A 25,615-nucleotide genomic window follows, 5' to 3' on the forward strand; every position below is an offset into this window, starting at 1 on the left:
CACCCAACCGAGGGACGCCCACCACGACCGCCGACCTCAGGGCCGCGAGCCTGCTCGACCGCGACGCTGGCCATGGCGGCAGGCCGGAAGGCGAGGATGCCTGGAGAGGCGTCCCGATCGAACGGGACGCGAAGGAACAACTTGCCGTGCGCCGGCTCGGGCGGCCGATCACTGCGGCGTGTTCGAGGCGCGTACCTGAACGAGAGCGAGGATCAGGGGCTGATGCCGGTGCAAGGGCGGGTGCGCAGGGCTTCGACGTAGTCGGCGGGGGCCGAGGCGGCTTCGGCGGCGTCGGCCAGGGCGCCGAGGTAGCGCGCCGAGGGCAGGCCGCCTTCGTAGGCGTCCAGCACGTACAGCCAAGCCAGCACCGAACCCTCGAGCGTCTGCACCCGCAGCCGGATCTTGTTGTGCATGCCCAGCTCGCCGCCCTCCCAGCGGTCCAGCCGGGCCTCGTCCTGGGGGAGCACGTCGTAGAGCACCACGAAGACGCGCGAACCCGGGGATTCGACGATCGTGGCCAGCGCGCCTTCCCAGCCGATGTCCTCGCCACCGAAGGTCAGCCGCCAGCCTTCGAGCCAGCCGGTCCCCGCCATCGGCGAGTGCGGCGCACGCTGCATCATCTGAGCGGGATCCATGTTGGACCCGTACGCGGCATACAAGGGCACGGCGACAGCCTAGCGACCTTCGGCCGCCGAAGCGGACGCACTCCGCGTGTCCGGCCACTCGACCGGACGAACGGTCCTCCGCGTACGGTGAGCGCGAGCCGGCTACCCACGGCGCGAGAAGGAGGAGAGCACAGGTGACCAGGATCGTCATCATGGGCGGCGGACCCGCGGGCTACGAGGCCGCGCTGGTGGCCGCGCAGCACGGCGCGAACGTGACCGTGGTCGAGCGGGACGGCCTGGGCGGAGCCTGCGTGCTGTACGACTGCGTGCCGTCGAAGACCTTCATCGCCTCCTCCGGGGCGCGCGCCAGCCTGCACGGGCTGCACGAACTGGGCATCGCCACCGACCTGGCCGACACCAGCGTCGACCTGCACACCGTGCACGGCCGCGTCCGCGGGCTGGCCCTCGCCCAATCGGCTGATATTCGCGCCAGGGTGCAGCGCGAGGGCGTCCGGGTGATCACCGGCACCGCGCGCTTCTGCGACGAGGAGCCCGGCCTCGCCACGCACAAGGTCGCGGTCACCCCCGAGAACGGCGAGACCGAGGTGCTCGACGCCGACGTCGTGCTCATCGCCACCGGCGCCACCCCGCGCGTGCTCCCCGGCGCCGTGCCCGACGGCGAGCGCATCCTCGACTGGCGTCAGCTCTACGACCTGCCCGAACTGCCCGAGCACCTCGCGGTGATCGGGTCCGGCGTCACCGGTGCCGAGTTCGCCTCCGCCTACACCGAGATGGGCGTCAAGGTCACCGTGGTCTCCAGCCGCGACCGCGTGCTGCCGCACGAGGACGCCGACGCCGCGGCCGTTCTGGAGGAGGTCTTCTCCCAGCGCGGCACCACCGTGGTCAAGCACGCCAGGGCCGACCGCGTCGAGCGCACCGGAGACGGCGTCAAGGTGCACCTCGCCGACGGCCGGGTGATCGAGGCCAGCCACGCGCTGATGACCGTCGGCTCGGTGCCGAACACCACCGACATCGGCCTGGAGACCGTCGGCATCGAGCCCGGTCCCGGCGGGTTCATCACCGTGGACCGGGTTTCGCGCACCAGCGTCTCCGGCATCTACGCCGCCGGGGACTGCACCGGCGTGCTGATGCTCGCCTCGGTGGCCAGCATGCAGGGCCGGATCGCGATGTGGCACGCGCTCGGCGAGGGCGTGGCCCCGATCAAGCTGAAGACGGTCGCCGCCAACGTGTTCACCCATCCGGAGATCGCCACGGTCGGCATCAGCCAGCAGGCCATCGACTCCGGCGAGGTGCCCGCGCGCACCATCATGCTGCCGCTGGCCACCAATGCCCGCGCGAAAATGGAAGGCCTGCGCCGGGGCTTCGTGAAGCTGTTCTGCCGCCCGGCCACCGGGGTGGTCGTCGGGGGCGTGGTCGTCGCGCCGACGGCGAGCGAGCTGATCCTGCCCATCGCGCTGGCCGTGCAGAACCAGCTCACCGTGGAGCACCTCGCGCTCACCTTCTCGGTGTACCCGTCGCTGTCCGGGTCGATCACCGAGGCGGGCCGCCAGCTGATGCGCCACGACGATCTGGACTGACCGAACGAGCTTTTTTCGCCGCCGCATATTCCGGTTCGTTTATCTCGGACCGGGGTGGAACGCGCCTGCTTTCCACTGCGGGAAATGGGGTTCGATGTGCTAGAAAATCCCGTCGTAGCAAGGTCGGCGGCGGGAGCTCGGGATGCCCATTCGTTATTCACCGTGGCCGCGCGGCATGCCGTGCTGGGTCGATCTGATGATTTCCGACCTCGGCAAGGCCAAGGAATTCTACGGACAGTTGTTCGGCTGGGAGTTCGAGCACCGGGCGGGCAGGCTGCGCTGCACCATCGGCGGGCGCGAGGTGTCCGGGATCGGTGAGCGGACCGGGCCGGAAACCGCGGCCGTGTGGACCACCTATCTCGCCGTGCCCGATCTCGACGTCACGGTGCGGGCGATCGCGGGTGCGGGCGGGCGGATCTTCCGGCCGGCCACCGGCGTCGGCGACGACTGCCGGTTCGCCGTGGTGGCCGACCCGAGCGGTGCGGTGTTCGGGCTGTGGCAGGCCGGAGCGCGGATCGGCGCCCAGGTCACCGACGAACCGGGCGCCCTGGTGTGGAACGAGTGCTTCACCGCGAACCGGACCGCTGCCGAAGCCTTTTACACCGGGATCTTCGGTTACGGCGCGGCCGACCTGTCCGCGCCCGGTTTCGGCTACACCGCGCTCACACTCGGCGGGGAGGCGGTGGGCGGCCTGGCGGAACTACCCGCCGACGTGCCGGGTGAGGTGCCCGCGCACTGGGTGACCTACTTCGCGGTGGCCGACGCCGACGAGAGCGCCGAGCTGGTGGCTGAACTCGGCGGCACCGTGCAGAACCCGCCGTCCGACTCGCCGGACGGGCGGCTCGCCGCGGTCACCGACAACCAGGGTGTGCCGTTCTGCCTGGTCGGCCCCCGAAGACCGTGAGGGCCGACCAGGCGAGGCGGGGTCAGTCCACCCAGCGTCAGTCGACCCAGTCGAAGGTCTTGGTGACGGCCTTCTTCCAGTTCTTGAACTGGGCCTCGCGGGTGTCCGCGTCCAGCTGCGGCGTCCACTCCTTGTCCTTGGCCCAGTTCGTGCGGATGTCTTCTTCGCTCTTCCAGAACCCGACCGCCAGCCCGGCCGCGTAGGCGGCGCCGAGCGCGGTGGTCTCGTTCACCACCGGCCGGATCACCGGCACGCCGAGGATGTCGGCCTGGAACTGCATGAGCAGCTCGTTGACCACCATGCCGCCGTCCACCTTCAGCGAGGTCAGCGCCACCCCGGAGTCGGCGTTCATCGCGTCGATGACCTCGCGGGTCTGGAAGGCCGTCGCCTCCAGCACCGCCCTGGCCAGGTGACCCTTGTTCACGAACCGGGTGAGGCCGACGATCGCGCCGCGGGCGTCGGAGCGCCAGTACGGCGCGAACAAGCCGGAGAACGCGGGCACGAAGTAGGTGCCGCCGTTGTCCTCGACCTTGCGCGCGTGCTCCTCGATCTCGGCGGCGGTGCCGATCATGCCGAGGTTGTCCCGCAGCCACTGCACCAGCGAGCCGGTGACCGCGATCGAGCCCTCCAGCGCGTACACCGTGTCGTTCGAGCCGATCTTGTAGCAGACCGTGGTGAGCAGGCCGTTCTCCGAGAGCACCTTCTCGGTGCCGGTGTTCAGCAGCACGAAGTTGCCGGTGCCGTAGGTGTTCTTGGCCTCGCCCGGCGACAGGCAGGCCTGGCCGAAGGTGGCGGCCTGCTGGTCGCCGAGAATGCCGGCGATCGGCACCCCGGCCAGCGCGCCGCGCTCGCGGACCTTGCCGAACTCCTCCGAGGACGACCGGATCTCCGGCAGCATGGACAGCGGAATGCCCATGTCCTCGGCGATCGAGGCGTCCCACTGCAGGGTGTCGAGGTCCATCAGCAGGGTGCGCGACGCGTTCGTCGGGTCGGTGGCGTGCACGCCGCCCTGGGTGCCGCCGGTCATGTTCCACAGCACCCAGGTGTCCATGTTGCCGAACAGCAGGTCACCGGCCTCGGCGCGCTCGCGCGCACCGTCTACATTGTCCAGGATCCACTTGATCTTGGGGCCGGAGAAGTACGTGGCCAGCGGCAGGCCGGTCTTGGCGCGGTAGCGCTCCTGCCCGCCGCCGAGTGCGCCCAGCTCACCGACGATCTTGTCGGTCCTGGTGTCCTGCCAGACGATCGCGTTGTACACCGGCTTGCCGGTCTTGCGGTCCCAGACCAGCGTGGTCTCGCGCTGGTTGGTGATGCCGACCGCGGCGATGTCGGCCGCGGTGATGTCCGCCTTGGCCAGCGCGCCGGCGGCCACCGCGCGGGTGTTCTCCCAGATCTCCTCGGCGTTGTGCTCGACCCAGCCGGCCTGCGGGAAGATCTGCTCGTGTTCACGCTGGTCCACGGCGACCACGCGGCCGGAGTGGTCGAAGATCATCGCGCGGGTGGACGTGGTGCCCTGGTCGATCGCGGCGACGTAGGAAGTCATTTCGCTTCAACTCTCCCTGTCAGAAGGGTCGGGGTCAGGCGGCCGTCGGCAGCACGAGGAACAGTAGGGCCGCGAGCGCCCCGCCGACCAGCGGGCCGAGCACCGGGACCCAGGAGTATCCCCAGTTCGCGTTGGCCTTGCCGCGGATCGGCAGGATGAACGCGTAGGCGATGCGCGGGCCGAGGTCGCGGGCGGGGTTGATGGCGTAGCCGGTCGGGCCGCCGAGCGAGGTGCCGATCACCAGCACCACGAACGCCACGCCGGCGTAGCCCAGCGCGGAGTTGCCGAAGTCCGGCACGCCGCCGTCGCCCGCCTTGACCACCGGGCTGAGCAGGATCCAGGCGACCAGCACGAAGGTGCCGATGATCTCGGTCACCAGGTTCCACACGCGGTGCGGGATCTGCGGGGCGGTGGAGAAGATGCCGAGCGTGTTCTCCGGCTCGGGGTGGTCGTCGAACTGCAGCTTGTAGGTGGCCCAGCACAGCACCGCGCCGATGATCGCGCCGAGCATCTGCGCGAGGAAGTAGATCGGGACGTCACCCCATTCGGTCTTCCCGGCGACCGCGAGGCCGAGGGTGACCGCGGGGTTGAGGTGCGCGCCACTGGGCGCGGCGAGGCTGGCGCCGGCGAACACGGCGAAGGCCCAGCCGAAGTTCACGAACAGGAATCCGGCGTTGTGCCCGTTGTTCTTGCGTAGGACGTTGTTGGCGACCACGCCGTTGCCGAGCAGGATCAGCACCGCGGTGCCGATCAGCTCCCAGATGAAAATTTCCCCAGCTGCCATCTCGTCCCTCCACAACGGACACTTCGCGCGCAGGGTCGATCACGGCGTGCCACGGCGCCGTTGCCGACCCACGATCATGGGAACGCTACTAGGTGGTAGTCCAACCTTCCAGGCGCGAACGGTCTCAATTTTTCAAGATCGGGGGAACTACTCGAAGACTCGTGAGTCACACTCGGACGCTCGCCGGGATGCGGGCGCATGAAGACGTGACATGCTGGACGGCGAGCATGTCGAGGAGGATGCGGTGACCGATTCTGCACGCGGGGCAGGCCAGGCCGAACTGGGGCCGCGGACCCGTGAGGACTCATGGCGGCGGCTGGGCTCGGAGACCTTCGACCTGGTCGTGATCGGCGGCGGGGTGGTGGGCGCCGGGGTGGCGCTCGACGCGGCGACGCGCGGGCTGCGCGTGGCTCTGGTCGAGGCGCGCGACCTCGCCTCCGGCACGTCCAGCCGGTCGAGCAAGCTGTTCCACGGCGGGTTGAGGTACCTCGAACAGCTGGAATTCGGCCTGGTGCGCGAGGCGCTGCGTGAGCGCGAGCTGATGCTCACCCGGATCGCGCCGCACCTGGTGAAGCCGGTGAGCTTCCTGTACCCGCTGACCAAGCGCGTCTGGGAGCGGCCGTACACCGCGGCCGGGTTGTTCATGTACGACACCATGGGCGGCGCGCGGTCGGTGCCCGGGCAGAAGCACCTGACCAGGGCGGGTGCGCTGCGCATGGTGCCGGCGCTCAAGCGGGACGCGCTGATCGGCGGCATCCGCTACTTCGACGCGCAGGCCGACGACGCGCGGCACACCATGACGGTGGCGCGCACCGCCGCGCACTACGGCGCCGTGGTCCGGACCTCCACCCAGGTGGTGCGCTTCCTGCGTGAGGCCGACCGGATCTCCGGGGTGCGCGTGCGCGACGTCGAGGACGGCCGCGAGACCGACATCCAGGCCAGCGCGGTGATCAACTGCACCGGCGTGTGGACGGACGAACTGCAGCGGCTGTCCGGCAGCCGCGGCCGGTTCCGCGTGCGGGCCAGCAAGGGCGTGCACATCGTGGTGCCGCGCGACCGGATCGTCTCGGAATCGGGCATGATCCTGCGCACCGAGAAGTCGGTGCTCTTTGTCATCCCGTGGCGCAACCACTGGATCGTCGGCACCACCGACACCGACTGGAACCTGGACCTCGCGCACCCGTCGGCCACCAAGCACGACATCGACTACCTGCTCGAACACGTCAACACCGTGCTGGCCACGCCGCTCACGCACGACGACATCGAGGGCGTCTACGCCGGGCTGCGGCCGCTGCTGGCCGGGGAGAGCGAGGAGACCTCGAAGCTCTCGCGCGAGCACGCCGTGGCACGCGTGGCGCCGGGGCTGGTCGCCATCGCCGGCGGCAAGTACACCACCTACCGGGTGATGGCGGCCGACGCCGTCGAGGCCGCGGCCGTCGACCTGCCCGGCCGCCCGCAGCCGTCGATCACCGACAAGGTGCCGCTGCTCGGCGCCGACGGGTACCACGCGCTGGTCAACCAGGCCGACCACCTGGCCGCGCAGCACGGGCTGCACCCGTACCGCGTCCGGCACCTGCTCGACCGGTACGGCTCGCTGGTGCACGAGGTGCTGGCGCTCGGCGAGGGCCGTCCCGAACTGCTCAAGCCGCTCGAAGCGGCGCCCGACTACCTCGGTGTGGAGGCGGTGTACGCGGTCAGCCACGAGGGCGCGCTGCACCTGGAGGACGTGCTCGCCCGGCGCACCCGCATCTCGATCGAGTACCCGCACCGCGGCGTCGACTGCGCGCGGCAGGTGGCGAAGCTGATGGGCGAGGTGCTCGGCTGGTCCGATGCGGAGACCGCCCGCGAGGTCGAGGTGTACATCGCGCGGGTCGAAGCCGAGCGGGACTCGCAGACGCAGCCGAACGACGAGGCCGCCGACGAACGCCGCAACGCCGCGCCCGAGGCACGCGCGAAGCTCACCGAACCGGTCAGCTGACCCACGCCCGAGGACACGAATGTGGCTTTCGGGGCGAAATCCGCCCCGAAAGCCACATTCGTGTTCATCGCAGGCGCTTGCGGTCCAGCTTGCCGATGTGGGTGAGCGGCAGGGACGCGCGGAATTCGACGGTGGCCGGGACGAAGTGCGGCTGCACCAGTTCGGCGGCCACGTGGGCGCGCAGCTCGTCGGCGGTCACCTCACCGTCGGGGACCACCACGGCGTGCAGCACCGGACCGTCCGGAGTGGACCGTCCGACCACGGCCGACTGGCGCACGCGCGGATGCGACACCAGCGCCTCTTCGACGCGCGTCGGGTGGACCTTCGTGCCGTGTTCGCCGGTGACGATCACGTCGTCCGCGCGGCCGTGCAGGTAGAGGTAACCGTCTTCGTCGAAGTGGCCGAGGTCCCCGGTGCGCAGCCAGTCGCCGTCGAGCGGCCGGTCCAGGTAACCGTCCATCAAGGACAGTCCCTGCACCAGCACCTCACCGTCGTCGCCGATGCGGGCGCGCATGCCCGGCACGATCCGGCCGACCGACGCCAGCCGCGCGGGGTGCCCGGCGTACTCGGCGGCGGTGATGGTGGCGATCATCGGCGCCTCGGTCAGGCCGTAACCCTGGCCGACGATCGGGCCGAACACCGCCAGCGCCTGCTCGAGCCGGTGCACCGGCAACGCGCTGGCGCCGAGCGAAACCGCGCGCAGCGAACTGAGGTCCGCCTCGGCGAGCGCGGGGTGGTCGAGCACGGCACCGAGCCGCGCCGGGGTGAGGCTGAACCGGGTGATCCGGTCCGCCGACAACGCGGCGACCACCGCGTCGGGCGAGAAACCGTCGTGCAGCACCACGGTGTCCCCGCAGAGCAGGGCGCCGAGCACCGCCGCGTTGCCGGTGAGGTGCGAAATCGGGGCGACCACCAGGATCCGGTTCGGCCCGGCCGGATCGGGGTGGAACACGTGCACCATGCCCTCGTAGGTGCCCGAGTGCCGGATCAGCTTCGGCGCGCCGGTGGTGCCGCCCGAGGTGAACACGGTTTCGGCGCGGGCCGGGACGGTGATCTCCACCGGTTCCGCGTCCAGCTCGGCCGGGTCCAGCAGCACGGCGTCCGCGGCGTCGAGCGCGGACTTCCGGTCCGACGGCGGTGCGGAGGCGGCGATCAGCAGGACCCGTGCCCCGCGCAGTTGCGCGGCTAGTTGCGCCAGCACGGCATCCGGGTGGTTGCCCGCGGAGATCGCGACCGTCTTGCCGGTCAACGGCGGCATCGCCGCGTGCAGCCGGCGGAGGCGCCGTCCGGCTTCCGCGTAGGTCAGGTCCGAAGTGGAGTGACGGAACAGCACCCGGTCCGCGTACTCGTCGAAGACCTCGAGCACCCGGGTCAGGAAGAAGCTTTGGTCCACACCAGGTCCTTCTCGCCCGCGGTCGGCACCACGGCCTCGCCGATCCGGACGAACCCGCAGCGTTCCGCGATCTTCGCCGACGCCTCGTTGGTTTCGGCGTGCCGGTATTCGACCAGTTTCAGGTCCAGCGCCCCGAACCCGAAGCGGACCGCCGCGTCCACGGCCAGCGTGCCGATGCCCTGCCCGCGCCCGCGCGGGTGCACCCAGATCGCCGCTTCGGCGGTGCCCGCTTCGAGATCGACCTTCTTCAGCCCGACCTCACCGAGCAGGTCACCGGTGGTCGGTTCGGCGATGGCCCACGAGCACCGCGTGCCGTCGGCCCACTCCCGCGCGCGCAGCGCCACGTACTCCCCGGCGGCTTCGAGCGTCTCGATGCGGTAGTTCGGCACGTACCGGCGGTGCACCGGATCGGCGAACGCCTCGACCAGCGCCGGGCGGTCGTCCATCAGGTCGTCCGCGCGCAACTGCCGCAGGTAGTACGCGCCCGCGTTGATCTCCACCGGTTCCACGCGATGAAGATACCGGGCGGATCAGCTCAGCAGGCCCCGCCGGTACGCCTCACCGACCGCCGCCGCGCGGTCGCGCACCTCCAGCTTGGCGTAGATGTGCAGCAGGTGCGTCTTGATGCTGGCCTCGCTGATGAACAGCTTCGCCGCGGCCATCCGGTTGGTGGCGCCGTCGGCGACCAGTTCGAGCACCTCCATCTCGCGCTTGGTCAGCGTGTTCTTCGGCGCGGGCTCGCGCATCTGGCCGAGCAGTTTCACCGCCACCGCCGGCGAAAGCACCGACTCGCCCTTGGCCGCCGCCCGCACCGCGCGCAGCAGTTCCGCGGTCGGCGCGTCCTTGAGCAGGTAGCCGGTGGCCCCGGCTTCGATGGCGGGCAGCACGTCGGATTCGGAGTCGAAGGTGGTCAGCACCAGCACCTTCGCCTTCGGGGCCACCTCGCGGAGTTCGCGGATCGCGGCGACGCCGTCCATGCGGGGCATGCGCAGGTCCATCAGCACCACGTCCGGGGCCAGCGCGCTCGCCAGCACGAGCGCTTCGGCGCCGTCCGCGGCCTCGCCGGCGATCTCCAGATCGGTTTCGCCGACAAACGCGCCACGCAGGCCGTCCCGGACGATCGGGTGGTCGTCCACCAGCAGCAGCCTGATCATGAGGGCTCTCCGTTCGCGGTGGTGATGGCCGGTAGCTGGGCGTTGATCGTGGTGCCTTCGCCGGGTGCGCTCTCGATGGCCAGGGTCCCGGCCACGCGCTGCACCCGCTGGCGCATGCCGGACAGGCCGAACCCGCCGGAATCGGACGGCGTGCCGTTGGCCGCGGGGGTGAAGCCCACCCCGTCGTCACGCACGTCCAGCATCACCAGATCGTCCACATAGGACAGCGTGAGTGCGACGCGGGTGGCCTTCGCGTGCTTGCCCGCGTTGGTCAGCGCCTCCTGCGCGACGCGGTAGAGGGTGACCTCCAGATCCGGCAGCAGCGGGCGCGGGTCGCCGGTGACCTCGACCTTGACCGGGGTGCCGGAGGTGTCGGTCCAGGTGCGGCCGAGTTCGGCCATCGCGTCCGGCAGGCGTGAATCGGCGAGGCGTTCCGGGCGCAGCGCCCGCACCGACCGCCGTGCTTCGGTCAGGTTCTCCCTGGCCAGGGCGTGCACGTTGGCGAGGTGGCGCTGCCGTCGTTCGGGGTCGCCGTCGCTGCGTTCGGCGGCCTGCAACTGGGTGATGATGCCGGCCAGGCCCTGCGCGATGGTGTCGTGGATTTCGCCCGCCATGCGCTGGCGCTCGTCGAGCACGCCGGTTTCCCTGGCCTGGCTGAGCAACTGGGCGTGCAGTCCGGCGTTCTCCTCCAGCGCCGCCTCCAGTTTCGCGTTGGCTTCTTCGAGCTGGGCGTTGGACCGGCGGCGCTTCTCGCTCTCCGAACCGACCACCCAGCCCGCGTAGAGCAGCGGCGCGGCCACCGAGACCAGGGTGACCCAGGTCGGCCCGTCCGTGCCGCCGCGCGCGATCATCGGCAGGATCGCCGTCGCCGCCACGCCGAAGAAGCTCATCCGGGGCGTGAGCAGGCCGAACGCCAGCGGGTAGCCGACCGAGGCGAACACGGCGAACCCGTCGCCGCGCGGGCTCAGCGCGGTGGCCAGCGCGAGAAAACCCAGGTAATAGAGCACCACCAGCGCCGGATCCGAGGAGCGGCGCGGGAACACCCAGTACACCAGCGGCATCCACAGCGCGGCCACGCCGACCAGCACCATCGTGCTCGAAGCGTTGACCGTGCCGGGTGCGGTGAGCACGTGCCAGACCGCCGAGATGGCCAGCCCGGCCAGGCTGACCGCGGCCAGCACACAGCCGGCGCGGCGCTCGCCCCGGCGGTCCAGGTTGCTCGGCAGCACTCCGGCCAACACGCTCACCTCCCGCTTCCCGCGTTTCATCATCGCAGCGGAAAACTGGGTGAAAGGTCGGCGATCCTGCCATTTCCCATCCACCGATCGGTGGATGGAACGCGCCTAACCACTACGGCGGCCGAAGCCGCCGGCCAGCAGCGCGGCGGCCGCGGGCAGCAGGAAGACCGGCCAGAACCCGCGCGCCACGGTGAAGAACAGCACCAGCGCGATCACCGCGGTGATCGGCACCGCCTTCGCGGCCAGAGCCTGCGCGGGGCTGAGCCGGGGCGCGGGCCCGGTGATCGACGGCGTGAACAGCTCACGGCTGAGCACGCTCGGGTGCGGCGCGGGGAGATCCGCGAACAGCGGTTCCAACTCCCCGCGCCGGGTGGCCACGGTGACCTTGGCGGAGCGGTCGGCGAACTCGTCCACGTCGAGCCTGCCGGTGCGGACGTGCTCTTCGAGCGCCTCCAGCGCCTCCTGGCGCTCGGCGTTGCTCAGCCGCATCTCGCCGCTGTCCATACCGACGAGTCTACGGCCGCGCGGCCGGTGCCCTAGTCCTTGATCTCGAGCAGTGCGGTGCCCTGGGAGACGGCGGCGCCGACCTCGGCGGTCAGGCCGGTGACCGTGCCCGACTTGTGCGCGGTGACCGGGTTCTCCATCTTCATCGCTTCCAGCACCACGATCAGCTCGCCCGCCTCGACCTGCTGGCCTTCCTCGACCGCGACCTTGACGATGGTGCCCTGCATGGGCGCGGCCACCGTGTCACCGCTGGCCGCGCTCTTGCCGCCGCCGCTGCGCTTGCGCGGCTTGGCCTTGGCCACCGCACCGCCCGCGGCACCGCCGCCGCCGAGCGCGAGGTTGCCGGGCAGGCTGACCTCCAGCCGCCGCCCGCCGACCTCGACCACCACGTTCTGCCGCGGCTGCTCCTCGTCCTCGACGTCGGCCGGCGCGGTGAACGGCTCGATCTGGTTGTCGAACTCGGTCTCGATCCAGCGGGTGTGCACGCTGAACTGCTTGCCGTCGCCGATGAACGCCGGGTCGCGCACGATCGCGCGGTGGAACGGGATCACCGTGGCCAGGCCCTCGGCGACCAGCTCGTCCAGCGCGCGGCGGCTGCGCTCCAGCGCGTTCTCGCGGTCGGAACCGGTGACGATCAGCTTCGCCAGCATCGAGTCGAACTGCCCGCCGATCACGCTGCCGGACTCCACACCGGAGTCGACGCGGACACCGGGCCCGCTCGGCGCGACGAAGTTGGTCACCGTGCCGGGCGCGGGCAGGAAGTTGCGGCCCGCGTCCTCGCCGTTGATGCGGAACTCGATCGAGTGCCCGCGCGGCTCGGGGTCCTCGGTGAAGCGCAGCTTCTCACCGCGGGCGATGGCGAACTGCTCGCGTACCAGGTCGATGCCGGTGGTCTCCTCGGACACCGGGTGCTCGACCTGCAGCCGGGTGTTGACCTCGAGGAAGGAGATGGTGCCGTCGGTGCCGACCAGGTACTCGACCGTGCCCGCGCCGGAGTAGTGGGCCTCGGCGCAGATGGCCTTGGCCGAGCTGTGGATGGTGGCGCGCTGCTCGTCGGACAGGAAGGGCGCGGGCGCCTCCTCCACCAGCTTCTGGTGCCGCCGCTGCAGCGAGCAGTCACGGGTGCCGACCACGATCACGTTGCCGTGCTGGTCGGCGAGCACCTGCGCCTCGACGTGGCGCGGCTTGTCCAGGTAGCGCTCCACGAAGCACTCGCCGCGGCCGAACGCCGCCACCGCCTCGCGGGTGGCCGACTCGAACAGCTCGGGGATCTCCTCGATGGTCCTGGCCACCTTGAGCCCTCGGCCGCCACCGCCGAACGCGGCCTTGATGGCCACCGGCAGGCCGTGCTCCTCGGCGAAGGCGATGATCTCCTCGGCCCCGGCCACCGGCTCCTTGGTGCCCGGCACCAGCGGCGCGCCCGCCTTGAGCGCGATGTGCCGCGCGGTGACCTTGTCACCGAGGTCGCGGATGGCCTGCGGGCGCGGCCCGATCCAGGTCAGCCCGGCGTCCAGCACGGCCTGCGCGAAGTCGGCGTTCTCGGAGAGGAAGCCGTAGCCGGGGTGCACCGCGTCGGCGCCGGAGCGGGCGGCGACGTCGAGCAGCTTGTCGAAGACGAGGTAGCTCTCCGCGGCGGTGGTCCCGCCGAGTGCGAAGGCTTCGTCCGCGAGCCGGACGTGCGGTGCGTCGCGATCGGGATCGGCGTAGACCGCGACGCTGGCGATGCCGGCGTCCTTGGCCGCTCGGATGACCCGTACCGCGATCTCGCCGCGGTTGGCGACCAGCACCTTCGTCACCGGTCCGCCCTGGCTAGCGCTGGCTGCTTCGGGCACGCCCTACCTCCATGTGTGGCTACTGGCTTCGCAGCAGTTTACGGACTTGGCGTCGAGTTCGTCTTGAGAGGCAAGTCACCCTCGCGGGCAAGCTCGTCCATCGACGGGAACCGATCCGCGATGGATTTCGCTAGGAAATCGCCGACCCAGCCCTCTGTATCGTGGAAGAAGCGAATGGACACGTAATCCGGCCGCGTGCCCATGTCGAACCAGTGCGTGGTCTTCGCCGGCACGCTGAGCAGGTCGCCCGCCTCGCACAGCACGGCGTGCACCTTCCCGGCCACGTGCAGGTAGAACACCCCCGAGCCACGCGCGAAGAAGCGGTCCTCGTCGTCGTCGTGGGTGTGCTCGCTGAGGAACTTGGCCCGCGCCTCGGCCGCACCGGGGTCGCCGGGGCTGAGCTGCTTGACGTCGACGAAGGTGTAGCCCTCGGTGCGGATCACCTCGTCGACCTCGGCGCGGTAGGCGTCGAGCACCTGCTCCTCGGTCGGCGTCTCGGGCAGTTCCCGCACCGGCCACCGGTCGAACTTGACCCCCAGCTCACCGAGCACGGCGCCGATCTCCTCGGCGTCACGCGTGCGCCGGAGCACGGTGGCGGGATCGTTCTCCGCCCAGACGGTCAGCAGGGTCATGATGGCCACCTTTCACCGGTTCTCACTGGGGAGACCCCTCGAATGCACGGTACAAGCGGGTTCGGAAGCGGAGCAGCCATTCCAGGCATTCGAGACGCTGGCGCGCGTGCGCCAGGTCGTCGCCCCAGACGTAGATGCCGTGCCGCGCGACGATCAGCGCCGGGGTGTCGGCGCGGAACCCGGCTTCGAAGGCGTCGCCGAGCACGCGCATGTCCTGGCTGTTCGGCACCACCGGCACGGTGACCAGGTCGTCGTGCGCGCGGCGGCCGAAGCCCTTGAGCATCTCCATGTCCCGCAGCTCGACGCCGTCCGGCCAGAACTCGGCGGCCAGCACCGGCGCCATCGCGTGGACGTGCACCACCGCGCCCGCGCCCGCCACACCGGCGATCCGCGCGTGCAGCCCGGCTTCCGCGGACGGCGCCTTGGCCTGGCCCGGCACGGCCTGGCCGTCGGCGTCGACCTCGACCACGTCGGTGGCGGTCAGCGCGCCCTTGTCCAGGCCGCTCGCGGTGACCGCCAGGCGCAGCGGGTCGCGGGAGAGCGTCACCGAGAGATTGCCCGAGGTGCCACGCATCCAGCCCATTGCCTCGTACCGCGCGGATTCGGCGGCGAGCGCGCGCCCGGCCAGGTCCAGCGTGCTCATGCGGGGTCGATCTCCAGCTCGGCGAACGACGCGACGGTCCGGTGCAGGCCGAAGTCGGCCTTCTCGTACGGCTCGCCGGGCCGGGCCAGGCCGACGACCTGCCAGCCCGCGGTTTTCGCGGCGTCCAGTTCGGCCGGAACGTCCGAAAGGAACAGGATCTCCGACGGCAGCGGGTCACCGAGGCCGTGGGCGATCGCGTGGTAGGAGGCGGCTTCGCGCTTCGGGCCCGCGTTGACCGTGTCGAAGTGGTGGCGGAAGAACGGACGCAGGTCGCCTTCGGTGGTGTTCGAGAACGAGGCGATCTGCCCGGCCACCGACCCGGAGGAGAACACGGCCAGCGCCAGTCCGCGCTCCCGCCACGCCTTCAGCGCCGGGACCACGTCGGGGAAGTATTCGGAGGTCAGTTCCCCGCGGGCGTACCCCTGCTCCCAGATCAGGCCCTGCAGCGTTTTCAGCGGCGCGGCCTTCTTGTCCTCGTCCATCCAGGAATGCAGGACGCGCACCACTTCCTCGGTGGAGGCGTCGGCGGGCAGCCCGGCTTCGGCGCGCACCGCGTCGACCGCCTCGGTGACGCGCGGGTCCTCGGGGTGCTCGTCGATCCACGGGCCGAGCCGGGGCCGGGCGTAGTCGTAGAGCACCACGTGGACCTGGCTGGTCGCGGTCAGCGTGCCTTCGATGTCGAGGACCACCCAGCGGGTGGTCAGCTGCTCGGTCACTGCGCTCCTTGTTGTCGGCCGCGCCTTCGGCACGGCGGCGAGGTCGCCGGGAAGCTGAGTGCTTCCCTCGGCACGTCAGGCCGCTGGGGCGACCTGACGCACCTCAGTCCAGCCCTCAGCGCGACCTCGCAGTCGTAGGTGGTCAAATGCCGGTCACGTTTTCTCTTGCTCGTAATATCGTCGTAGCTGGTCCGGGGCCAGTGCACCACGGTCGGTGACCACGGTGGTGACGAACTCCGGCGGCGTCACGTCGAAGGCCGGGTAGAGGCCGGGCACGCGGGTGCTCGCGGTCCGCCGTCCGAGGGTGTGGAGCACCTCGTCGCCGTCGCGGTATTCGATCGGGACGTCCGCCGCGGTGGGGGCGGCCAGGTCCGGCGCCTGCACCTGGGCGTGGAACGGCACGCCGAACGCCTTCGCCGCCACGGCCAGGCCGAGCGTGCCGATCTTGTTGACCACGTGCCCGTCCATGCTGACCCGGTCCGCGGCGGTGACCAGCGCGTCCACCAGGCCCTGGCTGAACAGCGAAGCTCCCATGCCGTCGGTGACCAGCGTGGTCGGCACGCCCATCTCCGCCAGCGTTTCCGCGGTCAGCCGGGCGCCCTGCAGGTACGGCCGCGTTTCGGTGCAGAAGAAGCTGAGCTCCTTGCCGCGCCGCTGGGCCGCCGCCACGGTTTCGGTCAGGTACAGGTCGGCCCAGCAGTGGGTGAGCACCCTGGCGCCGTCCGGCAGCAGGTCCACTGTGTACTCACCGAGCGCGCGGCTGCGGGAGCGGTACAGCTCGTCCCCGGCCCGCGCACCCCGCAGCGCCGCTTCGACCAGGTCGCCATCCGATGAGTCCACTTCGGACAGCACGGCGCGCACGGCCTTGCCGAGGTGGTTGTTCGTCGAGCGGCTGGCGATCAGCCGGTCGCCAGCCGCGGCCAGCGCGGCCCGCGCCTCGTCGGCGGGCAGGTCCGCGGCCGCGCGCGCGGCCAGCACCATGCCCCACAACGCGGCGAAGTACGGGCCCGACGACTGGGTGACCATGTCCTCGATGGCCTTGGCCACCTCCTCCACCGTGCGGCAGTGCACCCACACCCGCTCGAACGGGAACACCCGCCGGTCGAGGATGTGCACGCCGTCGTCGGCGAGCCGGACGCTGTCGGCGAGGATCGGTGCGGCCATCAGCTGTACCCGGTGACCGGCGGGAATTCGCCGTCGAGCAGGTGCTTGCCGACCTCGGTTGCCTTGTACACCACCGGATCGTGCAGCGTGAGCGTGCGGACGTTGCGCCAGAACCGGTCCATGCCGTACTTCGCGCCGGTCGCCCGCGCGCCGGTCAGCTCGAAGACCCGGTTGGCGATCTCCAGCGCCACCTCGGTGCTCACCACCTTCGCCTTGGCCAACAGGATGCCGAGTTCGCCGCGCTTGCGCTCGTCGATCTCGCGCGTGGCGTTGTCGAAGGCCGCGGCCGCCGCGTCGACCAGCAACTCCGCCGCGGTCAGCCGCGAGGCCAGCGTGCCGTAGGCCGCCAGCACGTGCGGGTCATCGGCTGCTCTGTCCACTCCGGACAGAGGCCAGGCACGCGAGCTTTCCGTGGTGTAGCGCGCGCCCTCGGCCAGTGCGCCACCCGCGATGCCGACCTGCACCTGGGCGAGCAGCAGCTGGAAACCCAGCGGTGCCAGCGAATCCCGCCAGCGCCGGGGCTCGCCTTCCTCGGGCTGGTGGCCGAGCAGTTCGCCCTCCGGCACAAAAACGTCGGTGAACTCGACGCCGCCGCTGGCCGACAGGCGCTGCCCGAGATTGTTCCAGTCACCGAGGAATCGGACGCCCTCGGTGCGCGCGGGCAGGGTGAAGGTCGCCTTCCGGCCGGAATGGGTCCAGGTGCCGCTGACGATCAGGTGGTCGGCCACCGAGGCGCCGGTGGCGAAGAACTTCCTGCCGTGCACGGTGAAGCCGCCGTCGGCCGGGCGCAGTTCGAGCGCCGCGTCGCGCGGATTGCTGACACCAGCCCAGAACCAGTTGCCCGCCGCGCTGTCGCGTTCGAGCCGGTCGGCGATCGGGTTGTCGAACAGCCTGGTGCGCCACAGCTGGAAGTAGTGGTATCCGAGCAGGTGCCCGAGCGAGCCGTCCGCCGCGGCGATCCGCCGGATCACCTGGTGCGCCAGCGGCCAGTCGCCGCCCGCGCCACCGCGCTCGGCCGGGATGAGCAGGCGCAGCAGGCCGGACTCCCGCAGCAGTTCGATCTCCGCGTGTGGCTCCGCACCACGTTCCTCGCGGGCGACCGCGTCCGCGCGCAGCTTCTCCGCGACCTCGTCGGCGACGGCCTGCCAGTCACTCATCCGCTTCCCCTACCTCGATCAACGCGTCCAGCACCACGGCCGCGGCCCGGTGCACGCCGTCGGCGACCACGTCACGATGCGGGTCGTAGGTGGCCGGGCCGACGTCGTCGCCCGCCGCGTTGCCGTCGATCACCAGCGCACCACCGGCCTTGAGCCCATTCAACCCGGCGAAGACCAGCAACGCCGACAGCTCCATTTCGATGGCGATCACCCCGGCGGCGAGGTACTCGCGCATCGGCAGCCGCAGCACGCCGGGGGAGAAGGCCGCCCGCGTCCAGACCACGCCGCGGTGGTGCGGTGCGTCGTGTGCCTTCGCCGCCCTGACCAGCGCGGGAACGGTCTCGGCGGTAGCGAAGGCCGGGTACTCGGCGGGCACCAGCTGCTGGCTGACCCCGTCGTCGCGGACCGCCGCCTCGGCGATCACCAGGTCACCGCTGAGAATGTCCTTGCGCAGCGAGCCCGCGGTGCCGAGCCGGAGGAAGGTGTGCACACCCGCCTCGGCGAGTTCGGCGAACGAGCACAACGCGCCCGGCCCGCCGACGCCGTGCGACGCCACCACGACCGGGGTACCGCGCCAGGAACCGGTGTACGTGCGGTATTCGCGGTTCTCCCCGGCGAGTTCGGCGTCGTCGAGGCGGGCCGCGATGTCGGTGGCGCGCTGGGGTGCGCCGACCACCACCGCCAGCGGGGGCAGCCCCGAGCGGGGGATGCCGGTGACCGGCAGTGCCGAGCCAGTCATGCGTTGCTCCTTTCACGCCGGAACAGGCGCTGGGAAAACAAAGCCAGCAGGGTGACCACGTAAGGCGCGGCGTCGGTCGCCTGCTGTGGCAGGCCGAGGCCCTGCAACCGGAAACCGAGGCCCTCGGCCAGGCCGAACAGCAGCGCGGCCAGCAGCACGCCGACCGGCGCGGCCATGCCGAGCATCACCGCGACCACCGCGATCCAGCCGCGTCCGGCGGTCATGTTCTCGGAGAACAACGTGACGTTGCCCAGCGCCAGCTGCGCACCACCGAGCCCGCACAGCGCACCGGCGGCGATGATCACCTGGTACCGCTCGCGCGCCACGTTCACGCCGAGCTTGGCCGCCGCCTCGGCGTTCTCGCCGATGCCGCGCACCTTCAGGCCCCAGCTGGTGCGGTAGAGCAGGAAGGCGAGCACGGCCACCGCCACCCAGGCGGCGTAGACCAGCGCCGAATGCCCGAACAGCACCGGGTCCAGGCCACGCAGGCCGGGGTCGCTGAAGCTGCCGGTGGTGCCGAACACGGTCCGCAGCAGGAAGCTGGTCAGGCCGACGGCCAGCAGGTTCATCGCGATCGAGAGCACGATCGGGTCGCCGCCGAGCGCCACCGAGCCGATCGCCAGGATCAGCGAGTACGCGGCCGAGGCCACCACCGCGGCCAGCACGCCGAGCCACGGGTTGCCGGTGAACCAGCTGCCCGCCACCGCGGCGAAGCAGCCGACCAGCATGGTGCCCTCGAGCGAAATGTTGAACACGCCGGCGCGCTGGCACAGCGCCCCGGCGAGCGCGGCGAACAGGATCGGGGTCACCGCGCGCAGCACGGACGAGACCAGGGCGAGGTCGAAGTTCACCGCACACCCGCTTTCCGCCGGTTGAGCAGGCCGGTGGCCGAGGCCAGGAAGATGATGATCACGGCCTGGAGCACCGCGGTCAGCTCGCGGGGAGCCTGCGTGACGCGCTCGGCCTCGAAGCCGCCGTTGGTCAGCGCGGCGAAGAAGAACGCGGCGACCACCGTGCCCAGGGGGTTCGCCCCGGCCAGCAGCGCGGCCAGCAGGCCGATCCAGGTGTAGGTCGGGGTGATCAGCGCGCCGTCGATGAACCGGTGCGGGAAGCCGAGCACCATGATCGCGCCGACCAGCCCGGCCAGGCCGCCGGAGGTGGCGAGCACGCGCAGCGTCAGGCGCGGGCGGCTGATCCCGGCGTACGCGGCGAACCGCGCACCGAGTCCGGTCATCCTGATCTCGTAGCCGATGGGGGCGCGCGCGTCGATCACCACGTACGCGAGCGCGGTGGCGGCGACCAGGGCGAGTCCGGTGCCGGTGACCTCCAGCGCGACCCCGTCCGGCAGCCGTTCCGACTGCGGCAGGCTGGAACCGGCGTCCGCCAGCGGAAAGCGCACCAGGTAGGAGGCGAACGACATCGCCGGGTAGCTCAGCAGCAGGGTGCTCACCAGCAGCGGGACGCCGAGGCGGTTCTCGAAGAACGCGGCGAGCGCGGCATACGCGGCCCCGGCGAGCGCGCCGCCGAGCAGCGCGAGGATCACCGTCGGCACGGCAGGCAGCGGGCTGGTGAGGCCGAGCACGGTGCCGGTGATCGCGCCGAGCACGAGCTGGCCCTCGCCGCCGAGGTTGACCATGCCCGCGCGCAACGGCACCGCGAGCGCGACGGCCATGCCGACCACCGGGACGGCGTACTCGAGCGTGCCGGGGAAGCCGTCGGGGCCGAACGCGCCGGTGATGATGGCGGTGTACGCGCTGATCGGGTCGGCCCCTGTCCCGGCGAGAATGAGCGTGCCCAGCACAAACGCGGCGAGCAACGCGAACACGATGGCCCAGCGCCTTGGCGGCTTCATGCCGCACCTCCCGCGCATGCAATGAATGTGGCTTTCATTGCGCCGGCCGCTATGAAAGCCACATTCATAGCGTGGGGATCGCGGCGGTGGTGTGTCATACCGCTTCTCCTGCCATGGCGAGGCCGAGGCGTTCCTCGGTGGCCTCTGCCTTGTCGAACTCGGCCACGATGCGGCCGTCGTAGAAGACCACCACCCGGTCCGCCAGGCCGCGGATTTCGCTCAGCTCAGCGGAAACCACCACGATCGCGTGCCCGGCGTCGCGGTGGGCGATCAACTCGGCGTGGATGTCGCGCACCGAGCCGATGTCCACACCACGCGTCGGCTGCTCGGCGATCAGCAGCGGCGAATCCCGCGTGAGTTCCCGGCCCAGCAGGGCCTTCTGCTGGTTCCCGCCCGACAGCACCCCGATCGGCGCGGTCACCGAAGCCGCCTTCACGTTGAACCGCTCGACGATGCGCCGCGCATGCTCGCGTACTTTCGCGGGCCGAAGCAGGCCCCGGCCCCGGTGGTATCCGACGATCAGGTTCTCGGCGAGCGAAGCCGTCTGCGCCGAACCGACCTCGCCCCGGTCTTCCGGCAGGTACGCCACGGCGTCCCTGGTCAGCGGCTTCCCGCGCAAGGTCACGCTGCCGGAGAACGCGCGCAACCCCGCCAGCGCCTCGGCGAACTCGCTCTGCCCGTTGCCCGCGACCCCGGCCACGCCGAGGATCTCCCCGGCTCGGACGGTCACCGAAGCGTTGTCCACCAACGGTTTCGCCCCACCGGGCACGGTCACCCCGCGAGCCTCCAGCACCACCTCGCCCGGCGTGCCCGTCGGGTGGATCACGTCGAGTTCGATGTCGCGGCCGGTCATCGCACGCGCGAGTTCGGCGGCCGTGGTGTCCGCGGTGGCCAGCCCGGCGACCCGGCGGCCGTCGCGCAGCACGGTCACGCGCGAGCTGATCGCGAGCACCTCACGCAGCTTGTGCGTGACCAGGATGACGCTGCGCCCTTCCGCGGCCAGGTCACGCAGCACGTCGAACAGCCGATCGGCTTCCGCGGGCGCGAGCACGGCGGTCGGCTCGTCCAGGATGAGGATCTTCGCGTCGCGGTAGAGCAGTTTCAGGATCTCGACCCGCTGCCGCACGCCGATCGGCAGGTCCCGCACCCGGGCGTCGGGATCGAGGCCGAGGCCGTACCGCTCGATCAGCGCGGCCACCTCGGCGCGTGCCCGCCGCGCCAGCACACCCCGGTGGTAGACCACGTTCTCGGTCACGGTCAGCCCGCCGAACAGCATGAAGTGCTGGTGCACCATGCCGATCCCGGCGGCGATCCGGTCGGCCGGGCCGTGCCCGCGCGCCGGTTCGCCGAACAACTCGACCGTGCCGGCGTCCGGCCGCTCGGTGCCGTACAAAATGGACATCAGCGTGGTCTTGCCCGCGCCGTTCTCCCCGACCAGCGCGTGGATCTCGCCGCGGTCCACCCGCAGGTCCACGCCGTCGTTCGCGAGCACCCCCGGAAAGCGCTTGGTGATCCCGCGAAGTTCGACCGCGGTCATCCGGCGGCCGGGTCGGTCACCTTGATGGTGCCCGCCACGATCTCGTCGCGCAGCTTGCTCACCTGCTCGATGACTTCGGGGTGCTGCGCGATGACGCACTGCGAGGCCGCCACGTCCGGCAGCAGGCCGTTGAGCCCGAGACCGTTCTCCGCCAAGCCGTACGACCGCGTCTTCCCCGGCTGACCGTCCAAAATGGCCTTGATGCCGTCTGCGATCACCACGTCGGTGCGCTTGACCACGTTGTCCACCACCTGGCCGGGGCTGGCCGGGCACTGATTGGCGTCCACGCCGTAGGCGAAGAAACCGCCCGCCTTCGCCGCCTCGAACACACCGAGGTTCCCGGCCGCCGAAGCCGCGCCCATCACCTGGTCCACCCCGGTCCCGGCGAGCGCGCCCGCCAGCTCCTTCGCGCGGGCCGGGTCGTTGAACGGGTTCTGCCCGCCGATGAACAACTGGCTGAAGGCCACGTCCGGCCGGGTCTTCTTGGCGCCCTCGCCGAACGGGTCGGAGAACCGGTGGAACTGCGGCGAGTCCAGCACCACCACCGCGCCCACCTTGCCGGTTTTGGTCAGCAGGCCCGCCTGCGCGCCCGCGAGGTAGCTGGCCTCGTACTCGCGGAAGGTCGCGCAGGTGACGTTCGGGAACGGCTTCTCGGTGCACGAGTCGACGAACAGGAACTGCTGCTCCGGGTTGCGCTCGGCTTCCTGCGCCACCACGTCGGCGAAGTTGAAGCCGACCGCCACGATCACGTCCGGCTGGTCACGGACGGCGGCCGCGACGTTCTGCTGGATGCTCGCCGGATCGCTGCTCTCGTAGGTCTTCGTGGTCGCGCCGTGCGCCTGCGCGGCGTCGCCGATGCCCTTGACCGAGAGCTTGAGGAAGTCGTTCACGCCGACCGGGTTCGGCGTGACCAGCACGAACGACTTGCCGCCGCCCGCCGGCGCGGCGGCCTGGTTCGAGGAGGCGTTGCAGGCGGTGGCGGCGAGCAGCACGGCCGCCGCGACGGGGAGCAGGGAAAGGCGGGGCATGGGGATCCTTCGCTAGCCGGGAGTCCACATGCTAAACGCGTTCCGGCATGGTGAAGTGGCACTTCCCGATTGGTGGGAAGTGCCGCTCACCACTGCGGGGTCAGCTGATCCGGTGGGTGGCTGGGATCTCCAGGTCGAGGTAGGCGACGTCGAAGGGCTGCGCCGCGTGGATCTTGTCCAGCTTGTCGGTGCGGATCAGCACCCAGGACTGCTGGTCACCGCAGCAGTCGACCAGCCGGTCGAGCGCGGAGTAGGCGAGCAGGGCCGTGCGGCCGTCCGCGGTCCGGCGAAGCTCCACGATCGCTTCGGTTTCGGAGGCGTACCTCGGCCCGGTCGGCAGGTACACGGCGGGCGGGAATCCCTGTGTCTGCTTGAGCATGGTCACCGTCACGATTAGAGCAGATCCGGATACGGGGAGCGACGGCGACTCCCGTCTTCCCAGCCGCCGAGAGCGGGTTGTCCTACCCTGCGGAAGGCGGGGGAAGGAGGGGAAGTGTCAGCTCAGAAGGCGCCGCGGTCCATTGTGGTGACCGCGGTGCTCGCCGTGCTGGTCACCGCGGGGGCGCTGGTGACCGCGGTGCTGCTGCGCCCGGACGAGCCGGACCGGGCCCTGCCGGGCGCCGGCGGGGTGCCGACCACGGCGGGTGCCGCGTCCGAATGCGGGCCCAGCGCGTGCCAGGTGCTGGGCAGCCAGCCGGTCAAGGGCACCACGGCCGAGCTGCTCGCCGATCCGGAGGGCGGGCAGGCCCACCTGCGCTTCGGCGGGCTGGGCTCGGACTTCGTGCTGGAGAGCGCGCTGGCGCCGATGGAGGTGGCGGTCGGGCAGAACTCGCTGCAGTGCGTGGACGGCGCGCTCGCCGCCTGCCTGGTGCACGGCGACTACCAGGGCGGGGTGATCGCCGAGTTGTTCGTCGCGCCGGGGGACACCTGGCGCCAGTCGGACCGGCTGTACTTCTCCGACGCCGGCCGGGTGCTGCTCACGCAGGTGGTCGGCGACGCGGCGCCGGAGGTGGTGGTCGTCCGGCACGAATGCGCCTCGGCCGCACCGGCCGCGCCGGGGTGTCCGCGCGGGCCGGTGCTGGCCGAGGTCTTCGAGTTGAGCGGGAAGCAGGCCGGCTGCACCAAGCGCTACTCGGTGCCGTCGCAGCTGCGGGGCTGGCCGAACGTCCGGCTCACCGAAGCCGACCTGCGTCCCTGCCCGGTTTCGTGATCAGGCCGGGGCGGGCTCGGGGCCACCGCGGCGGGTGGGGGCCGCGCCGGTGTCGCTGAGCAGCGGCGGCGTGCTCGGGGTGTTGAGCACCTCGTCGTCGAGCAGGCCCTCGCCGCGGGCGACGATGGTCGGCACCACGATCTGCCCGGCCACGTTGGTCGCCGTGCGCGCCATGTCCATGATCGGGTTCACCGAGTAGATCAGCGCGATGCCCAGCGCCACCTGTTCCGGGGCCAGCCCGATCAGGCCGGTGGTCAGGGTCAGCGCGGTCAGCCAGCCGGTGGTGCCCGCGGTGGCCAGCGCGCCGAAGATCGCCACGAAGACGATGCCCACGTACTGCCACACGCTCAGCGAGACGCCGGAGATGTTCGCGATGAAAATCGAGCCGATGGCCGGGAAAACCGCCGCGCAACCGTCCATTTTGGTCGCACTGGCCAGCGGGGTGGCGAAGCTGGCGTACCCGGGGTTGACGCCGAGGTTCACCGCGGACTGGCGGGTCAGCGGCAGCGTCGCGGCCGAGGACTGCGAGACGAAGGCGAACTGGATGGCCGTCCACGCCTTGCCGAAGAACTTGGCGGGCGAAACCTTCGCCACGAACCGCAGCAGGATCGGGTAGACCACGAACAGCACCAGTCCGGCGCCGATCCACACCGCGCCGGTCAGCCAGGCGAGCGGGCCGAGCAGCGCGTCGCCGTAGTTGGCCACCGCCGCGCCGATCAGGCCGAGCACGCCGATCGGGGCGAGCCGGACGATCCAGCCGAGGTAGCGCTGCACGATCTCGAACACGCTGGTGGTCAGGTCGACGAACGGCTTGGCGCGGTCACCGAGGCTGTAGGCGGCGGCGCCGAACAGGATGGCCAGGAACAGCACCTGCAGCGTCTCGCCCTCGGCGAAGGCGGAGAAGAAGTTCTGCGGCAGCAGGCCTTCGATGAAGGCGGTCCACGAGCCGCCGGTGGCGTTGGCCGCCTTCTCGGCGTTCTTCGCGGTGGCCTGCGCGGCGAACCCGCCGCTGCCGGGGTCGACGATCTTGCCGACCGCGATGCCGATCAGCACCGCGATGAACGAGGTGATGGCGAACCAGAGCACGGTCTTGCCGCCGAGCCGGGCCGCGGTCTTGCCGCCGCCGAGGTTCCGCAGGCTGCTGATGCCGACCACGATGGCGGTGAACACCAGCGGGATGACCGCGATCTGCAGCAGGGTGGTGAACACGCTGCCGATCTGGTCGAGGGTGTCGGTCAGCCACTGGGTCCCGGTGGTCCTGGCCAGCACCCCCAGCAGGGCGCCGAGGACGAGTCCGCCGAGCACTGCCCCGGCGAACACCGACGGCTTGTTGTAGGTCCGTATGAAAGACACGGGCTCGCTCCGGTGCGTGAAGGTTGCGTGAACTGCCGAGCGGGTTCAACG

At 71.0% G+C, this 25,615-nt stretch carries 25 protein-coding genes; 4 read left to right on the plus strand and 21 right to left on the minus strand.

Features of this window, described 5'->3' with window-relative positions:
• Nucleotides 1-212: 212 nt before the first annotated feature.
• Nucleotides 213-665 (minus strand): gamma-glutamylcyclotransferase family protein, encoded by a 453-nt coding sequence (locus tag A4R43_RS35465; RefSeq protein ID WP_113696071.1) that lies wholly within the window; start codon nucleotides 663-665, stop codon nucleotides 213-215.
• A gap of 134 nt (nucleotides 666-799) precedes the next feature.
• Between A4R43_RS35465 and A4R43_RS35470 the strand changes: the two genes are divergently transcribed.
• Both A4R43_RS35470 and A4R43_RS35475 read left to right on the plus strand, forming a co-directional pair.
• The gene (locus A4R43_RS35470; protein ID WP_113696072.1) at nucleotides 800-2,203 is read left to right on the plus strand and encodes an NAD(P)H-quinone dehydrogenase; all 1,404 of its coding nucleotides are present in this window, start codon (nucleotides 800-802) and stop codon (nucleotides 2,201-2,203) included.
• A 142-nt stretch (nucleotides 2,204-2,345) separates the two neighbouring features.
• Nucleotides 2,346-3,107, plus strand: coding sequence for a VOC family protein (locus tag A4R43_RS35475; protein ID WP_113696073.1), 762 nt, complete (start codon nucleotides 2,346-2,348; stop codon nucleotides 3,105-3,107).
• A 37-nt stretch (nucleotides 3,108-3,144) separates the two neighbouring features.
• On the opposite strand, the gene glpK is transcribed toward A4R43_RS35475, so the two are convergent.
• Nucleotides 3,145-4,650, minus strand: coding sequence for a glycerol kinase GlpK (gene glpK, locus A4R43_RS35480; protein WP_113696074.1), 1,506 nt, complete (start codon nucleotides 4,648-4,650; stop codon nucleotides 3,145-3,147).
• 34 nt (nucleotides 4,651-4,684) lie between these two features.
• Entirely contained in the window at nucleotides 4,685-5,434 is a 750-nt protein-coding gene (locus A4R43_RS35485; RefSeq protein ID WP_113696075.1) for an MIP/aquaporin family protein, read from the minus strand.
• Nucleotides 5,435-5,645: 211 nt separating this feature from the next.
• On the opposite strand from A4R43_RS35485, the gene A4R43_RS35490 reads away from it, so the two are divergent.
• The gene (locus tag A4R43_RS35490) at nucleotides 5,646-7,412 is read left to right on the plus strand and encodes a glycerol-3-phosphate dehydrogenase/oxidase (protein WP_236808477.1); all 1,767 of its coding nucleotides are present in this window, start codon (nucleotides 5,646-5,648) and stop codon (nucleotides 7,410-7,412) included.
• Between the two features lie 64 nt (nucleotides 7,413-7,476).
• Here A4R43_RS35490 and A4R43_RS35495 read toward each other — a convergent pair whose 3' ends face one another.
• The 17 genes from A4R43_RS35495 to A4R43_RS35575 form a co-directional block, all read right to left on the minus strand.
• Entirely contained in the window at nucleotides 7,477-8,805 is a 1,329-nt protein-coding gene (locus tag A4R43_RS35495) for a class I adenylate-forming enzyme family protein (RefSeq protein WP_113696076.1), read from the minus strand.
• A complete protein-coding gene (locus A4R43_RS35500; RefSeq protein WP_113696077.1) occupies nucleotides 8,784-9,314 on the minus strand; it encodes a GNAT family N-acetyltransferase in 531 nt (176 codons plus the stop codon). The genes A4R43_RS35495 and A4R43_RS35500 overlap by 22 nt, the downstream gene beginning before the upstream one ends.
• Nucleotides 9,315-9,335: 21 nt before the next feature.
• Nucleotides 9,336-9,959, minus strand: a complete 624-nt coding sequence (locus A4R43_RS35505; RefSeq protein ID WP_113696078.1) for a response regulator — start codon at nucleotides 9,957-9,959, stop codon at nucleotides 9,336-9,338.
• Nucleotides 9,956-11,206: a sensor histidine kinase gene (locus tag A4R43_RS35510; RefSeq protein WP_236808478.1), complete on the minus strand. Its 1,251-nt coding sequence runs from the start codon at nucleotides 11,204-11,206 to the stop codon at nucleotides 9,956-9,958. The genes A4R43_RS35505 and A4R43_RS35510 overlap by 4 nt, the downstream gene beginning before the upstream one ends.
• A gap of 96 nt (nucleotides 11,207-11,302) precedes the next feature.
• Nucleotides 11,303-11,686, minus strand: a complete 384-nt coding sequence (locus tag A4R43_RS35515) for a DUF1707 SHOCT-like domain-containing protein (protein WP_113698102.1) — start codon at nucleotides 11,684-11,686, stop codon at nucleotides 11,303-11,305.
• Between the two features lie 47 nt (nucleotides 11,687-11,733).
• Nucleotides 11,734-13,533, minus strand: a complete 1,800-nt coding sequence (locus A4R43_RS35520) for an acetyl/propionyl/methylcrotonyl-CoA carboxylase subunit alpha (RefSeq protein ID WP_113696080.1) — start codon at nucleotides 13,531-13,533, stop codon at nucleotides 11,734-11,736.
• A 38-nt stretch (nucleotides 13,534-13,571) separates the two neighbouring features.
• The gene (locus A4R43_RS35525) at nucleotides 13,572-14,165 is read right to left on the minus strand and encodes a 1,2-dihydroxy-3-keto-5-methylthiopentene dioxygenase (protein ID WP_113696081.1); all 594 of its coding nucleotides are present in this window, start codon (nucleotides 14,163-14,165) and stop codon (nucleotides 13,572-13,574) included.
• 22 nt (nucleotides 14,166-14,187) lie between these two features.
• A complete protein-coding gene (mtnB, locus tag A4R43_RS35530; RefSeq protein WP_113696082.1) occupies nucleotides 14,188-14,808 on the minus strand; it encodes a methylthioribulose 1-phosphate dehydratase in 621 nt (206 codons plus the stop codon).
• On the minus strand, nucleotides 14,805-15,524 hold the full coding sequence (gene mtnC, locus A4R43_RS35535; RefSeq protein ID WP_113696083.1) for an acireductone synthase: 720 nt from the start codon (nucleotides 15,522-15,524) through the stop codon (nucleotides 14,805-14,807). Before mtnC ends, mtnB begins: the two co-directional genes overlap by 4 nt.
• A 153-nt stretch (nucleotides 15,525-15,677) precedes the next feature.
• Nucleotides 15,678-16,688: a s-methyl-5-thioribose-1-phosphate isomerase gene (locus A4R43_RS35540; protein ID WP_113696084.1), complete on the minus strand. Its 1,011-nt coding sequence runs from the start codon at nucleotides 16,686-16,688 to the stop codon at nucleotides 15,678-15,680.
• Nucleotides 16,688-17,845: an acyl-CoA dehydrogenase family protein gene (locus tag A4R43_RS35545; protein WP_113696085.1), complete on the minus strand. Its 1,158-nt coding sequence runs from the start codon at nucleotides 17,843-17,845 to the stop codon at nucleotides 16,688-16,690. The genes A4R43_RS35540 and A4R43_RS35545 overlap by 1 nt, the downstream gene beginning before the upstream one ends.
• Entirely contained in the window at nucleotides 17,838-18,584 is a 747-nt protein-coding gene (locus A4R43_RS35550; protein ID WP_113696086.1) for a nucleoside phosphorylase, read from the minus strand. The genes A4R43_RS35545 and A4R43_RS35550 overlap by 8 nt, the downstream gene beginning before the upstream one ends.
• Nucleotides 18,581-19,435 carry an ABC transporter permease gene (locus A4R43_RS35555; protein ID WP_113696087.1) on the minus strand — a complete coding sequence of 285 codons (855 nt, stop codon included), beginning with the start codon at nucleotides 19,433-19,435 and terminating at the stop codon, nucleotides 18,581-18,583. The genes A4R43_RS35550 and A4R43_RS35555 overlap by 4 nt, the downstream gene beginning before the upstream one ends.
• The gene (locus A4R43_RS35560) at nucleotides 19,432-20,436 is read right to left on the minus strand and encodes an ABC transporter permease (RefSeq protein ID WP_113696088.1); all 1,005 of its coding nucleotides are present in this window, start codon (nucleotides 20,434-20,436) and stop codon (nucleotides 19,432-19,434) included. Before A4R43_RS35560 ends, A4R43_RS35555 begins: the two co-directional genes overlap by 4 nt.
• Nucleotides 20,437-20,530: 94 nt before the next feature.
• Nucleotides 20,531-21,973 carry an ABC transporter ATP-binding protein gene (locus tag A4R43_RS35565; protein ID WP_113696089.1) on the minus strand — a complete coding sequence of 481 codons (1,443 nt, stop codon included), beginning with the start codon at nucleotides 21,971-21,973 and terminating at the stop codon, nucleotides 20,531-20,533.
• On the minus strand, nucleotides 21,970-23,001 hold the full coding sequence (locus A4R43_RS35570) for a BMP family ABC transporter substrate-binding protein (RefSeq protein ID WP_113696090.1): 1,032 nt from the start codon (nucleotides 22,999-23,001) through the stop codon (nucleotides 21,970-21,972). Before A4R43_RS35570 ends, A4R43_RS35565 begins: the two co-directional genes overlap by 4 nt.
• Before the next feature lie 100 nt (nucleotides 23,002-23,101).
• Nucleotides 23,102-23,392 carry an SAV_915 family protein gene (locus tag A4R43_RS35575; protein ID WP_236808480.1) on the minus strand — a complete coding sequence of 97 codons (291 nt, stop codon included), beginning with the start codon at nucleotides 23,390-23,392 and terminating at the stop codon, nucleotides 23,102-23,104.
• A 102-nt stretch (nucleotides 23,393-23,494) separates the two neighbouring features.
• Between A4R43_RS35575 and A4R43_RS35580 the strand changes: the two genes are divergently transcribed.
• Nucleotides 23,495-24,211 carry a hypothetical protein gene (locus A4R43_RS35580; protein WP_162788707.1) on the plus strand — a complete coding sequence of 239 codons (717 nt, stop codon included), beginning with the start codon at nucleotides 23,495-23,497 and terminating at the stop codon, nucleotides 24,209-24,211.
• Here the strand turns inward: A4R43_RS35580 and A4R43_RS35585 are convergent, their stop codons facing one another.
• Nucleotides 24,212-25,564, minus strand: coding sequence for a dicarboxylate/amino acid:cation symporter (locus A4R43_RS35585; RefSeq protein WP_162788708.1), 1,353 nt, complete (start codon nucleotides 25,562-25,564; stop codon nucleotides 24,212-24,214).
• Nucleotides 25,565-25,615 lie beyond the last annotated feature (51 nt).

The organism is Amycolatopsis albispora (assembly GCF_003312875.1).
Classification (GTDB): Bacteria; Actinomycetota; Actinomycetes; order Mycobacteriales; family Pseudonocardiaceae; genus Amycolatopsis; species Amycolatopsis albispora.